The organism is Myxococcus sp. MH1 (genome assembly GCF_059738865.1).
The window spans coordinates 5,522,401-5,535,819 of sequence record NZ_AP026947.1; the positions used below are offsets into that span (position 1 = coordinate 5,522,401).

Sequence of the window (13,419 nt, forward strand, 5' to 3'; positions counted from 1 at the left end):
TGCTCGTGGTCGATGACGACGCGGGCGTGCGCTTCACGCTCAAGGAGATGCTCCGGAGTCTGCGGGGCGTGGAGGTGGAGCAGGCCGAGGACGGCGCGGCCGCGCTGGAGAAGCTCGCGGCGCGTTCCTTCGAGCTGGTCATCACGGACCTGCGGATGCCCCGGATGGACGGTCTGGAGCTGGTGCGCCGCGTGAGCGCGACGCCGAGGGCTCCGCGCCTCATCGTCATCACCGCGCATGGCTCGGAGCGCTTCGCGGTGGAGGCGGTGAAGGCCGGCGCCTACGACTACTTCCGCAAGCCCTTCGACGTGGACGAGCTGCTCGCCGTCGTCACGCGCGCGCTCGAGTCCGTGCGCCTGCGGGACGAGAACGAGCGACTGACCGGAGAGCTCAACCTGTCGCGCTCGCTGGTCTTCTCCTCGGAGTCCATGGGGCGGCTGGCGCAGCTGGTCCAGCGCGCGGGCTCGCGAGACGTGACGGTGCTCATCACGGGTGAGAGCGGCACGGGCAAGGAGCGCGTGGCGGAGGCGCTGGTGCGCGCCTCGCCGCGCGCGAACCGTCCCTATCTGCGCTTCAACTGCGCGGCGCTCACCGAGGAGCTCGCGGAGGCGGAGCTGTTCGGACACTCGAAGGGCGCCTTCACCGGGGCCGTCAAGTCGCGCCAGGGCCTGTTCCGCGAGGCTGACGGGGGCACGCTGCTCCTCGACGAGGTCGGTGAGCTGGCACCGCCGCTCCAGGCCAAGCTGCTGCGAGTGCTCCAGGAGGGCGAGGTCCGCCCGGTGGGAGAGGACCGGCCCGTGAAGGTGGACGTGCGAATCCTGGCGGCGACGCACCGCGACCTCCGCAAGCGCGCGGCGGAGGGACAGTTCCGCGAGGACCTCTACTACCGGCTCAACGTGGTGCAGCTCCGCGTGCCACCGCTGAGGGAGCGGCCGGAGGACATCCCCGTGCTCTCGCGCATGTTCCTGGACCGCTTCAGCGGCCGCTTCCACACGGGCCGCCTGGCGCTTCCGGAGGGGTTCTTCGAGAAGCTCTCCGCGCTGCCATGGCCCGGCAACGTGCGCGAGCTGGAGAACACGCTGGAGAGCCTGGTGGCGCTGTCCAGTGACGGCGAGCTGGACCTGGCCCTCCTGCCGCCCCCCGTCACCACCGGTGCGCCAGCGACGATGGCGCAGTCCGAGGTGCCACCTCGCGGCGAGGAGGCTGGGGCAGGTCTGGGGCTCAAGGAGCGGGTGGAGGCCTACGAGCGCGGGCTCATCCTGGACGCGCTGCGCATCGAGGGCGGCAACCGCAGTGGCGCGGCGCGGCGTCTGGGCATTGGCCGGGCCACGCTCCACGACAAGCTGCGCAAATACGGACTGGACAGCGCCCCCGAGGAAGGCGGAGAGGGGAAGGGCTGAACCCGGGCGGCTCGGGAACAAACGTCGTTCCGGGGAGTTCGGGGCCGGCTTGCGTCCCCCACGATGTCGCGTCTCTTCCAGGAGCGTGCATGTCCCCCGTATCCCGTCGCCTCGTGGCAGTGTTGCTGTGCGTCCTCGGCAGTCCCGCGGTGGCCCAGCGCTCGAAACCGCCCGAGGGCCCGCCTCCGGAGCGCGCCGAGCGCATCCGCAAGGGCTACACCAAGTTCGAGTACCGCATCCCCATGCGGGACGGCGTGAAGCTCTTCACGTCCGTCTACGCGCCGGTGGATGCGTCGCCGGCGAAGAAGTACCCCATCCTGTTGGTCCGCACGCCCTACAGCGTCGCGCCCTATGGGCTGGACCGGTACCGCGGCGCCCTGGGGCCGGGTGAGGAGTTCGAGAAGGACGGCTACATCTTCGTCTTCCAGGACGTGCGCGGCCGGAACATGTCGGAGGGCGAGTTCGTCAACGTGCGGCCGCACAACCCGAACAAGCGCGGGCCCAAGGACATCGACGAGAGCACGGACACGTACGACACCATCGACTGGATGGTGAAGCGCCTGCCGAACAACAACGGCAAGGTGGGGCAGTGGGGCATCTCGTATCCGGGCTTCTACACGTCGGCGGGCGCCATCGACTCGCACCCGGCGCTCAAGGCCGTGTCGCCGCAGGCGCCCATCGCGGACTGGTTCTGGGACGACATGCACCGGCATGGCGCCTTCAACCTGACGCTGGCGTTCAACTTCTTCTCCAGCTTCGGCAAGCCGAGGCCCGCGCCGACGGACAACGAGGACTGGAACCGCTTCCCGTTCGGCACGCCGGATGGGTATCAGTTCTTCCTGGACCTGGGGCCGCTGAGCAACGCGGAGACGAAGCACATGAAGGGGGACGTCGCGTTCTGGAAGGACGTGGTCGCGCACCCCAACTACGACGCCTTCTGGCAGGCGCGGAACCTCTTGCCCCACCTGAAGAACATCAAGGCGGCGGTGCTGACGGTGGGCGGGTGGTACGACACGGAGGACCTGTACGGACCGCTGCGGACGTACGCGGCCATCGAGAAGCAGAACCCGGGGACGCAGAACACGCTGCTCATCGGACCGTGGCCGCACGGTGGCTGGGCGCGGGGCGAGGTCGACAAGCTGGCGGACACGGAGTTCGGCTTCAACACGGCGGAGGCGTTCCAGACGCTGGCGCAGGGGTTCTTCAAGTACCACCTCAAGGGCGGCGCGAAGCCCGAGGTGCCGGAGGCGATGGTGTTCGAGACGGGCGCCAACCGCTGGCGTCAGTTCGACGCGTGGCCGCCGAAGGGGCTGCGTGAGACGCGGCTGTTCTTCCAGCCCAAGGGTGGGTTGTCGATGAAGGCGCCCGCGGGGACGAACCCGGCGGAGTCCTTCGCCGAGTACATCAGCGACCCGGCGAAGCCCGTGCCGTACACACAGGAGATCCTGACGCGCTGGAGCAGCAGCTTCATGGCGGAGGACCAGCGCTTCGCGTCGACGAGACCGGACGTGCTGGTGTTCCAGACGGAGCCGCTGGAGCAGGACCTCACGGTGGCGGGGCCGCTGGAGGCGGAGCTGTGGGTCTCCACGACGGGCTCGGACGCGGACTGGGTGGTGAAGCTGGTGGACGTGAACCCGGGCACGATGCGCGGCTGGTCGCGCGCCGACGCGGAGAAGGGGCTGGAGAACCGGGGCGCGCAGCAGACGCTGATTCGCGGCGAGCCGTTCCGCGGCCGCTTCCGCGACAGCTACAGCGAGCCCAAGCCCTTCAAGCCGAACGAGGTGACGAAGGTGCGCTTCACGATGAACGACGTGTTCCACACGTTCCAGCGCGGGCACCGGGTGATGATCCAGGTCCAGTCCAGCTGGTTCCCGTTCATCGACCGGAACCCGCAGACCTACGTGCCCAACATCTTCGAGGCGAAGGAGTCGGACTTCACGCGCGCCTTCCATCGCGTGTACCACTCCTCCACGCATCCGAGCTCGCTCAAGGTGGGCGTGCTGCCATCGCTGGACGCGCAGGGCGGGTGATGCCCTGCCTGACCGCTCGCTCCGTGGCGGAGGACGCATCCTCGCTGGATGCATGAGGTGGGGGCGCGGCACGGTCGTCCGCGCGGTGGCGGACGACGCGCCGTCAACAGCCGACCAGCGCGACGGCGGTGGAAGGATGACACGGCATTCGGTTCGCCTCCGGCACCCGCCGAGGAGGCACGGCGAGCGGCGCCGGACACCCAGGACCGCTCGATGCACCCTGGCTCGTAGCCTCAGCCGCACTCGAGGTGGGCATGGCGCCACCCCGGGGTGCACAGGGTGGCGGGCCCGAGGGCGCATGTGTCAGGCATCGCCCGCTCGACGAGGCGTGAGGGTTGACGGACGGGAGATCCCCTCCCGTTCCTGTTAGGTTTCGCCGCATCGCGGGACGACGGACGGGAGGGTGGGACAGTGACTGGCACCGAGGGGCCCGACAACGGGCTGGTGCGACTCGACGGGAGTGAGGGCGAGGGAGGAGGGCAGATCCTCCGCTCGGCGTTGTCGCTGTCGCTCATCACCGGCCGACCGTTCCACATCACCCACCTGCGCTCGCGGAGGGACCCTCCCGGACTGCGTCCGCAACATCTGGCGTGTGTGCGCGGCGCGGAGGTCCTGGGCGGCACGAGTGAGGGCGCCTCCGTGGGCGCCTCGGAGCTCTCCTTCACCCCGGGCTCCGTGCGCGCCGGGGACTACCTGGTCGAGGTGGGCACCGCCGGGAGCACACCGCTCCTGTTCCAGTGTCTCGTCTATCCGCTGGCCCTCGCGGGCGGCGGACGGCTGACGCTGCGCGGTGGGACGCACCTGCCGCACAGTCCCAGCTTCCACTACGTGGCCACGGTCTGGCAGCCGGTGGCCATGGCGTACGGGCTGCCGGTGCACCTCACCATGCCGCAGGCGGGCTTCTACCCCGAGGGCGCGGGGGAGCTGGTCGCGGAGGTGGGCGCGCCCAGGCAGCCGCCGCTGCTGGTGGAGCTGCCCGCGCGTGGGATGCTGCACGAGGTGCATGTCTCGTCCTTCGTGGGCGGCTTGCCCTTCAGCATCGCGGAGCGACAGTCGCGAGCCACGGTGGCGACGCTGCGCGAGCGAGGCATCGTCGCGGAGGCGGAGAACCGGCCGCTGCCCGTGACGCGTTCGACGGGCACGGTGACCTTCGTGCTCGCCCAGTTCGAGCACACCATCGCGGGCTTCACGGCGCTGGGAGAGAAGGGCCGTCCCGCGGAAGAGGTGGGGCGCGAAGCGGGCGAGGCCCTGGCGCACTTCATGGAGACCGGCGGCGCGCTGGACGAGTACCTCGCGGATCAGATCCTCCTGCCCGCGGCGCTGCTGGCCTCGGGCCGATTGGGGAAGGCGGAGCCCGGGACCACGCGCTTCACGGCGGCGCGGGTGACGGACCACCTGACGACGCATGCGCGCGTCGTGGAGCGCTTCCTGCCGGTGCGCGTCCAGGTGGACGCGAGCGGGGCCGTCGAGGTACGCCCCGCGGGATGAGTCCTCCTGACCCCGAAGTCATGGCGTTGCTGGCCCGCGTCTACGGCACGAACAGCACCTTCTTCGACGACGACGGGAACTACTGCCACCGCATCCCCACCTCCTTCACGAAGGAGGACCACCAGCGCCTGAAGACCGCGGGGATGGTGCCCAACACCTTCGTGCAGTGGGAGCACGACGAGGTCATCCAGAAGCTGCGCAAGGCCGCCAAGGCCGTGGACCTGCAACGCGCCGCGGATGCGTTCGTGGCCTCGATGACCTCCGCCGATGTAGCGTGGTTGGCCGTCCTGCCCGCCGCCATCCTCGGGCGCGCGATGCCGACCCACAAGGAAGACCCCATGGGCGGTGGCCACTGCCGGGTCTGCTTCTTCGAGGAAGATGCCGTCGACGCCACCTGCACCGCGTACCTGAATCACGTCCAGGGGGCGATGTGGGGGGCGGCGCAACCGACGGAGGGCGTGCTCACCCTGACGCGGGCCCTGGACCAGAAGGCCGCCGGGTGGCCCAAGCCCACGCCGCGCGATGTCTGGGTGTTCCACCAGATACTGGACCTGCTGCGCCGCCTTCCGCCCGCGTCGCGCTACAGCCATGCGCGCACCGCGCTCCACAAGGCGAAGCTGCTGAGCGCCAGCAGCACCTATCGCTGCGAGACGGTGCTGGAGGCGCTCGCGTTCATCAGCATCCTCGAGACGCCCGAGCACCCGGGCCTGCTGACCCGCTTCACCCGGGCCGTGGAGCGCGACCAGCGCCCCACGATTCGGGTCGAGGTCCCGGCCCCGCTGGCGTGGTGGTCGGCCAAGGACGGCGTCCGGAAGGAGAACGTCGAGAAGCTGTTCGGCCACCTCGAGCGACCGAAGAAGGAACCCGTCGCCGCCCCGGCACCGCCGGCCACGAAGCGACGCAAGCCGGCCAGCGCGGCGACTCCCGCCAGCGCGAAGCCGAAGTCCCTCCCTGGACCGCCGACGCCGGGCAGCGTGTATGCCATCCAGTTCCGAGAGGACCTCTGGGGCGCGGCCTATTGCCATCAGGTTCGCACCGATGAGCCCACCGGAACCGTGCGCGGCCGGATGGAGTTCCTCGACCTCTTGTCCCCCACACCCCCCACGGCGGAGCAGGTGGTGGGCCTCAAGTTCCGGGACCGCCTGAACGGCGAGCGATGGCAGAGCTGGTGCGCGAGCCTCGACAAGACGACCGGCATCAAGCGCATCGCGGTGGACGTGCCCGCGCCGACGCACCCCCAACCCATGCCGACGCGCCTCCCCGTCGGTGGCGCCAAGGACCTGAAGCACCTCGCGGGCTGGAACTTCAAGGAGGTCTGAAGAACGGCGACTTCGCCGCGTAACCTTCGCGCGGGGTGCGGGTTCTCATGGGGCCATTTCAGGAGGAAGGTCCCATGAAGCGAAGCGGAACGACGCGGTTCATCTGGGCGTGCGCGCTGTGGTCCCTGGGCAGTGTCGGCTGTGGTCATCCCGACGCCGCGCTCGAAGCGAATGAAGGGACGACGCGCGCGGCCCTCACGGTGTACGAACAGGCCGCGTTCGACACGGCCCACGAAGCGCTGGGCTGCAAGTCGCTCGGGAACTTCTACTGGGAGATCGGCACCGGGACAGGGCCGCTCTACGGCCTGTCGAAGGGGAGCGGCGTCACGGCGACGACGGTGATGCCCATCGCCTCCGCGAGCAAGTGGCTCTACGCGGGCGCCTACGTGGAGTCCAAGGGCTACGCGAACCTCACCGTGGACGAGAAGAAGCGCCTCAACTTCACCAGCGGCTACATCGACGAGAACACCACGCTGTGTGACGTGGCCGGGACGAACGTGTCCACGTGCTACGGGGCGTCGTTCAAGGACGTCACCTACCGCCCGCTGCAGAATGGCCGCTACTTCTACAACGGCGGCCACATGCAGAAGCTGGCGCTGGATGACATGCCCCTGCGCAGGGGCACGGGCATCGCGAGCGTGATGGACTGGCTCAACCCCTTGCTGGGCACCACCTTCCCGGAGTCCGACAGCGACGTGGCCCCCGCGGGGGGCTTCTCCGGGAGCGCGGCGCAGTACCGCGTCTTCCTCTTGAAGCTGCTCAACAACCAGACCGCGCTGGCCACCCGGCTGACGGTGGACGCCGTGCCCGCCGGGCCCGGAGGCACGGGGGTGTCATTCACGCCGTGGACGGCGGGCGAGGCGTACTACGGGCTGGGGCACTGGATTGAAGGGGAGCGCGTCGGCGGCACCTGGACGGTGACGGGACACTCGTCCGCGGGGGCCTTCGGCTTCTACCCGTGGGTGAACGCGGCCCGGACCCGGTACATGGTCCTGGCGCGCCTGCGTCAGCTGGGGAGCGAGGAGGGCGAGAAGTCACGGGCCTGCGCGCAGAGCATCCGCACGGCCTACGAGACGGGGGTGGCGCAGCCGTAGGCCGCGCCGTCGGCTCCAGCTCGACGGAGAGCTGGAGCGCGAGGGTGCTTCAGGCCGCCTCGTCGTCGGCGCGGTTGGAGTTGTTCCCGAAGGTGTTGATGTTGTCCATGTCCTTCGACGTGTTCCGGAAGGCCCGGATGGCGAAGGGGATGGCGACGAGGAACACGATGCCGGCGAGGCCCGCGGCCTTCCAGGGGAAGGGCTGGGTCTTCACCTGGATGTCCTTGCCGTAGTTGTTGAGGTTGTTGCCCATGGCGCGCTGCTTGGCGGCCTCGCGCTCCTCGGCGGTGAGCTCACGGGGGGCGTTGAATTCCTGGACCGGTTTGCGCGGCTGGGCCAGCGCGGCTCCGCCCGTCGCGAGCGCGAGGACGAGGAGGAGTCGGGCAAGGGAAGGGGTTCGCATGGCGGGGGAGGCTATCACGACCCAACGGGCCTGCTGAACAGGGCTTGCACCGGGAGAGCGTGTCCAGTACGCGCCTGGGTGCCCACATCGACCTCGGGACGCCATGCTGCGCCTGCCCTTCCTCGCCATCGCCAACCTGTTGCTGCTCCTGCGAACCCTGTTGGGTGCGCCCTTCCGGATGTTCGCGGCCGGGAGCCGTCCGGCCTACGTGCGCTTCCGCCTGACGGGGGATCCGCCGTACCGGGAGCAGCGCAAGCCCCGGTTCTCACTGGGCGGCGGCTCGAAGCCGGAGCCTGCGGACGTGACATCCCTGGAGACGTTCGGGGAGGCGCTGCGGCTGTTGGCGCGGGACGCCAAGGTGAAGGGGGTGTTGTTGGAGGTGGAGGGGTTGGGGTTGCCCCAGGCGAAGCGGGACGCGCTGCTGGCGTTGCTGGCGGAGTTCCGTGCTGCGGGCAAGCGGGTGGTGACGTGGGCGGTGATGGTGGACACGGATTCGTATCCGGTGCTCTGCGCGGCGGACGAGGTGCTGCTCGCGCCCATGGGGCGGCTGGAGCTGGTGGGGTACGCGGCGGAGTCGACGGCGTTGGGGGAGGGGCTGTCGCGCATCGGCATCCGGCCGCAGTTCATCCGGCGCGGTGACTACAAGACAGCGCCGGAGCTGTTCACGCATCCGGAGGTCTCCGACATCCAGCGGCGGACGGTGGAGTCGTTCCTGGACGAGCGCTACTCGGCGCTGGTGGAGGCGGTGTCCGCGGCGCGGAAGAAGACGCCGGACGAGGTGAGGGCGCTCATCGACCAGGGGCCGTACAGCGCGCAACGCGCGCAGGCGGCGCGGCTGGTGGATGGGCTGGTGAGCGAGGTGGACCTGCCGCTGCACCTGGGGATGGTGGAGAAGAAGGACGGCGCGGCTCCGGAGGATGACGACACGGAGCTGGAGCCGATGGAGATGTACCTGGAGACGGTGCCGTTCCCGCCGGTGAAGTGGCGGCGGTGGAAGCGCAAGCCCCGGCTGGCGTTCGTGCCGGTGTCCGGGATGATCGTCCCGGGGAGCGGGAACGCGGGGGGCCGGTTCGCGACGTCGGACGCAGTGGTGAAGGGGTTGAGGGCGGCGGCGCGGGACAAGCGGTCCAAGGCCATCCTCCTGTATGTGAACAGCCCGGGTGGGGCGGCGATCGCCTCGGAGCAGATCCTCGAGGTGGTGCAGCGGGTGGCGAAGAAGAAGCCCGTGATTGCGTACATGGACCGGGTCTGCGCCAGTGCGGGCTACATGGTGGCGCTGGGCGCGAAGGAGCTGTGGAGCGCGCCGCACGCGGTGGTGGGATCCATTGGCGTGTTCGCGGGCAAGTTCGACACGTCCGGGCTGATGCAGATGTTGGGCATCCACAAGACGGTGATCACGCGCGGGGCGAACGCGGGGCTGCTGTCGTTCTCGCGCGCGTTCACGGAAGGGGAACGGGCCGCGCTCGAGGCGGACATCGAGGAGATGTACCAATCCTTCCTGGGGCACGTGGCGAAGGCGCGCGGGCGGACCAAGGAGGAGATCCACGCGCTGGCCGAGGGCCGCGTGTACTCGGGCCTGCGCGCCAAGGAGGCCGGGCTGGTGGACAAGCTCGGCGGGTTCGAGGAGGCGTGCCGGTACGCGCTGTCGCTCGCGAAGGTGGCGCCGGGTGACTTCGAGTTGAAGTCCTACGGTGCGCCCGCGCCGCGGATGTCAATTCTGAAGCTCCTGATGGGCGCAGCGCACCCGGCCACGTATGCCCTGTGCCCGGTGTCGTGGGACCTGAGCGGCGATGCGAAGGAGATGCTCGTGTCGTTGGCGGACGAGCCCGAGGTCGACTCGTGGCTGCGCCGGTTCGCGCACAAGCTCCGTGGTACGGTCCGCGCCCCATGAAGCGCACCGTCCTCACAGGGCTCCTCGTGCTGGCCCCCGCCTGCGCCACGCCGTCGCGTGAGCCCGTCTCCGTGGCGGAGGCCTACGCGCGAGCCCTCGACGAGGGACGGCTCCAGGACGCCTACGCCCTCACCACCAACGGCCCCGACGGGGAGACGGCCTTCCTGGAGCGCTACTCGGACGAAGCCACCCGCCGTGAGCGCGCCGCCGCCGTCCGCTCCAGCACCGAGCTCCTCGAGGCCCGAGCCCCCGCGCTCACCCTCGCGCGCTCCGGCCCCGACTGGCGCGTCGTCGAGGCCCGCCCGGCCGATGTCCCTCGCGCCGCGCTCCGCCGCTTCCTCGACGCCTCCGACGCCAAGGACTGGAAGACCGCCTACGGCCTCCTCGCCGCTCCCTTGCGCGCCCGCTACACCCCCGAGCGGCTCAAGGAGGACTTCGAGCGCGAGCCCCTCTCCAAGGAGCGCCTGCGCCGCGCCCGGCTCGCCCTCAACACCCACGTGCGAGTCGGCGCCGGTGAGGCCGTCTTCCCCCTGGGCGACGAGCGCGCCGTCCTCCTGGTCCTCGAGGACGGCGAGTACCGTGTCTTGGCCCTGGAATAGGCCCGCCTGCCCGTTCCCACAGTGTCCCTGATGGACACCTTCAGCCTGTCGACACCCTCCGGCCCTCCAGTCCGCCGCCAGGGTGCGTCCTGGGCCACACCGCGTTAAACGACGTTGTACAGCTCCTCCCGGACTGGCATGTTCCGCGCCCCTGGGGGTGCTCCCAAGCGCCCGTTTTCCAAAAGGTTTCAGGTGTCCCGATGAGCGTTACCGAGGCCGACGTCCTCGCGGCCATGTCGAAGGTGATCGATCCCGAGCTGCACGTGGATCTGGTGAAGGCCGGAATGGTGAAGGACGTCCGCGTCACCGGCGACACCGTCAAACTCAAGATCGAGCTCACCACGCCCGCCTGCCCCATGAAGGGGAAGATCCAGGCCGACTCCGAGGCCGCCCTCAAGGCCGTCCCCGGCCTGAAGTCCTTCAACATCGAGTGGGGCGCCCAGGTCCGCTCCGCCGGCGGCGGTGTCCCCGCGGGCGCGCTGCTCCCCAAGGTGAAGAACATCATCCTCGTCGGAGCGGGGAAGGGCGGCGTCGGCAAGAGCACCGTCGCCGTCAACCTGGCCACCGCCCTGGCCCAGCACGGCGCCAAGGTCGGCCTGCTCGACGCCGACTTCTACGGCCCCTCCGTCCCCCTGATGACGGGCCTGGGCGACAAGAAGCCCGTGAGCCCCGACGGCAAGTCGCTGGATCCGCTCATCGCCCACGGCCTCAAGGTCATGTCCATCGGCTTCCTCGTCGAGGCCGACCAGGCGCTCATCTGGCGCGGCCCCATGCTCCACGGCGCGCTGATGCAGCTGGTGCGTGACGTGAACTGGGGCGAGCTCGACTACCTCGTCCTGGACCTGCCCCCGGGCACCGGTGACGTGGCCCTGTCGCTGTCGCAGTCCATCCGCGCCGCGGGGGCGGTGCTCGTCACCACGCCGCAGGACGTGGCCCTGGCCGACGTGGTCCGCGCCAAGCAGATGTTCGACAAGGTCCACATCCCCGTGCTGGGCATCGTGGAGAACATGTCCCAGTTCGTCTGCCCGAACTGCTCGCACGTCACCCCCATCTTCAACCACGGCGGTGGTCGCAAGGCCGCGGAGATGTTCGGCATCCCGTTCCTCGGGGAAGTTCCGCTGGACTTGAAGGTGCGTGTGTCGGGAGACTCGGGCGTACCGGTGGTGGTGGGCGCCAAGGACAGCCCGGAGGCCAAGGCCTTCCTGGAGGTCGCTCGCAACATCGCGGGCCGCGTGTCCGCGCAGAGCGCCAAGAGCATCCCGCTGCCGGTGGTGCAGGCACGCTGACCCACCCAGGAGACGCTTCATGCCCCCGGCCGGCAACGACGAGTATCCCGACGACCCGCTCATCGACGAGGACCGTTCCGGCCGGGAAGGGCGCGCCTCGGGGCCCGCGGGTTTCGTCCCGGAGTTCGTCCGCCGCATGGCCGTCGCCGGCCTGGGCGCCCTCTTCATGACCGAAGAGGGCATCCGCAACCTCGCCGGCCAGCTCAAGCTCCCGAAAGAAGCCCTCGGCTTCATCCTCTCCCAGGCGGAGAAGACCAAGGATGAAGTCACGGGCGCGATCACCGAGGAGCTCCGCCGCTTCCTCCAGTCCGAGAAGCTGCGCGACGAGTTCCTCAAGCTGGTCTCCGGCATGACGCTGGAGATCAAGGCGCAGGTCCGGCTCGTCCCGCCGGACAAGGCCGAGAAGCTCGGTGAGGATGAGCCCGAGCCTCCCGCCGCCGAGCCGCGCCCCAAGGAGAAGAAGCACGCCGCGGCCCCCACCGCGCGCGTGGTCATCTCCGAGCTCAATGCCCGCCGCCCCGGCTCCCGGCGCTCGAAGAAGGAGTAGTGGTGGCGGACACGCCTCCCCCTGAAACACCCGCCGCGCCCGCGCGGAAGGGCTTCCGTTCCTCGCCGCTCGCCAAGCGGCTGCCGCTGCTCGTGGCCGTCGGGCTGGGCCTGTGGTTCTGGCAGGTGACCGGCATCCCCGAGCGCGAGCTGGTCATCCATCCCTCGGGTGACGGCTGGCGACAGGCGCGCGCCCTGGACCTCCAGGTGAGCGGCGCGGACGGCGAGCTCATCAAGCGCGAGGAGCGCTTCTTCGGCGACACCGGCGCGCCCCCGGAGCTCACCTTCAAGGTGGACCTGCCGGAGGGTGACTTCCGCGCGGTGTTCTTCGTGAAGCTCGCGGGCCGCGAGGAGCGCCAGCGCGTGGAGGAGCGCCTGTCGGTGGGGGAGGAGCGCTACATCGTCCGCCAGGTGGAGTTGCCCGCCGCGACTCGTTGACCGCCCCGGGGGCGTGGGCTAAGGCCGCTCGACGTCATTCACATTCCGACCGAGGGGTTCGAGAGCACCATGGCAACGGAGCACATCGTCGTCGTCGGCGCCGGGCAGATGGGCGCGGGCATCGCGCAGGTGGCATTGCAGGCGGGTCTGCGCGTCACGCTGGCGGACGTGTCCAAGGAAGGTCTCGCCAAGGGCGCGGACCGCATCCGCGCGGGCCTGAAGAAGCTGGTGGAGAAGGGCAAGCTCGACGCCGCGAAGCAGCAGGCCGCCGAGGCCAACCTCGCCACCCTCACGAACGTCACCGAGGCGAAGGATGTCGACTTCGCCATCGAGGCGGTGACGGAGAACGAGGACCTCAAGCGCCGCATCTTCCAGGACCTGGACGCCGTCGTCCGGCCGGGCGGCATCCTCGCCACCAACACCTCCTCCATCCCCATCACCCGCATCGCCGCGTCCACGAAGCGCCCCGAGTCCGTCATCGGCATGCACTTCATGAACCCGGTGCCGGTGATGCAGCTGGTGGAGCTCATCCGCGGCGCCGCGACGTCCGACGAGACCTACGCCACCACGCGCGCCTTGTCCGAGCGCATGGGCAAGACGACGGTCGTCTCCAAGGACTTCCCGGGCTTCATCGTCAACCGCATCCTCATCCCGATGCTGAACGAGGCCTGCTACGCGCTGATGGAGGGCCTGGGCTCCGCGGAGGACATCGACACCGCGATGAAGCTGGGCACCAACCAGCCCATGGGCCCGCTGCAGCTGGCCGACTTCATCGGCCTGGACACGGTGCTCTACATCGCCGAGGTGCTGCACAAGGGCCTGGGTGACTCGAAGTACCGCCCGTGCCCGCTGCTGCGTCAGTACGTGGACGCCGGCTGGTACGGCAAGAAGAGCGGCCGCGGCTTCTACAAGTACTGAGCCCAGA

General features: G+C 69.8%; 12 protein-coding genes. 11 read left to right on the forward strand and 1 reads right to left on the reverse strand.

Features of this window, described 5'->3' with window-relative positions; genetic code table 11:
• The first annotated feature begins 47 nt into the window (after window positions 1-47).
• The 5 genes from AC6JA9_RS21770 to AC6JA9_RS21790 all read left to right on the forward strand — a co-directional run bounded on the left by AC6JA9_RS21770 (window position 48) and on the right by AC6JA9_RS21790 (window position 7,331).
• Entirely contained in the window at window positions 48-1,400 is a 1,353-nt protein-coding gene (locus AC6JA9_RS21770; RefSeq protein WP_370640372.1) for a sigma-54-dependent transcriptional regulator, read from the forward strand.
• Between the two features lie 89 nt (window positions 1,401-1,489).
• Complete coding sequence (locus AC6JA9_RS21775) at window positions 1,490-3,430, forward strand: CocE/NonD family hydrolase (RefSeq protein ID WP_223748581.1); 1,941 nt, start codon at window positions 1,490-1,492, stop codon at window positions 3,428-3,430.
• A gap of 411 nt (window positions 3,431-3,841) precedes the next feature.
• Window positions 3,842-4,918 (forward strand): RNA 3'-terminal phosphate cyclase, encoded by a 1,077-nt coding sequence (gene rtcA, locus AC6JA9_RS21780; protein ID WP_074952728.1) that lies wholly within the window; start codon window positions 3,842-3,844, stop codon window positions 4,916-4,918.
• Entirely contained in the window at window positions 4,915-6,237 is a 1,323-nt protein-coding gene (locus AC6JA9_RS21785; protein ID WP_223748580.1) for a hypothetical protein, read from the forward strand. Before rtcA ends, AC6JA9_RS21785 begins: the two co-directional genes overlap by 4 nt.
• Window positions 6,238-6,311: 74 nt before the next feature.
• Window positions 6,312-7,331 (forward strand): hypothetical protein, encoded by a 1,020-nt coding sequence (locus AC6JA9_RS21790; protein WP_223783299.1) that lies wholly within the window; start codon window positions 6,312-6,314, stop codon window positions 7,329-7,331.
• A 49-nt stretch (window positions 7,332-7,380) separates the two neighbouring features.
• Here AC6JA9_RS21790 and AC6JA9_RS21795 read toward each other — a convergent pair whose 3' ends face one another.
• On the reverse strand, window positions 7,381-7,734 hold the full coding sequence (locus tag AC6JA9_RS21795; protein WP_141324930.1) for a hypothetical protein: 354 nt from the start codon (window positions 7,732-7,734) through the stop codon (window positions 7,381-7,383).
• A 103-nt stretch (window positions 7,735-7,837) separates the two neighbouring features.
• Here AC6JA9_RS21795 and sppA point away from each other — a divergent pair, with 103 nt between their 5' ends.
• From sppA to AC6JA9_RS21825, 6 genes are all read left to right on the forward strand, one after another.
• Window positions 7,838-9,625 carry a signal peptide peptidase SppA gene (gene sppA / locus AC6JA9_RS21800; RefSeq protein ID WP_223748579.1) on the forward strand — a complete coding sequence of 596 codons (1,788 nt, stop codon included), beginning with the start codon at window positions 7,838-7,840 and terminating at the stop codon, window positions 9,623-9,625.
• Complete coding sequence (locus tag AC6JA9_RS21805) at window positions 9,622-10,224, forward strand: hypothetical protein (RefSeq protein ID WP_223748578.1); 603 nt, start codon at window positions 9,622-9,624, stop codon at window positions 10,222-10,224. The genes sppA and AC6JA9_RS21805 overlap by 4 nt, the downstream gene beginning before the upstream one ends.
• 200 nt (window positions 10,225-10,424) lie before the next feature.
• Window positions 10,425-11,510, forward strand: coding sequence for an Mrp/NBP35 family ATP-binding protein (locus AC6JA9_RS21810; RefSeq protein WP_141324925.1), 1,086 nt, complete (start codon window positions 10,425-10,427; stop codon window positions 11,508-11,510).
• Window positions 11,511-11,529: 19 nt separating this feature from the next.
• Window positions 11,530-12,057: a hypothetical protein gene (locus AC6JA9_RS21815; protein ID WP_141324923.1), complete on the forward strand. Its 528-nt coding sequence runs from the start codon at window positions 11,530-11,532 to the stop codon at window positions 12,055-12,057.
• Between the two features lie 2 nt (window positions 12,058-12,059).
• On the forward strand, window positions 12,060-12,494 hold the full coding sequence (locus AC6JA9_RS21820) for a hypothetical protein (RefSeq protein ID WP_141324921.1): 435 nt from the start codon (window positions 12,060-12,062) through the stop codon (window positions 12,492-12,494).
• A gap of 69 nt (window positions 12,495-12,563) precedes the next feature.
• Window positions 12,564-13,412 (forward strand): 3-hydroxyacyl-CoA dehydrogenase family protein, encoded by an 849-nt coding sequence (locus AC6JA9_RS21825; RefSeq protein ID WP_223748577.1) that lies wholly within the window; start codon window positions 12,564-12,566, stop codon window positions 13,410-13,412.
• The last annotated feature ends 7 nt before the right edge of the window (window positions 13,413-13,419 follow it).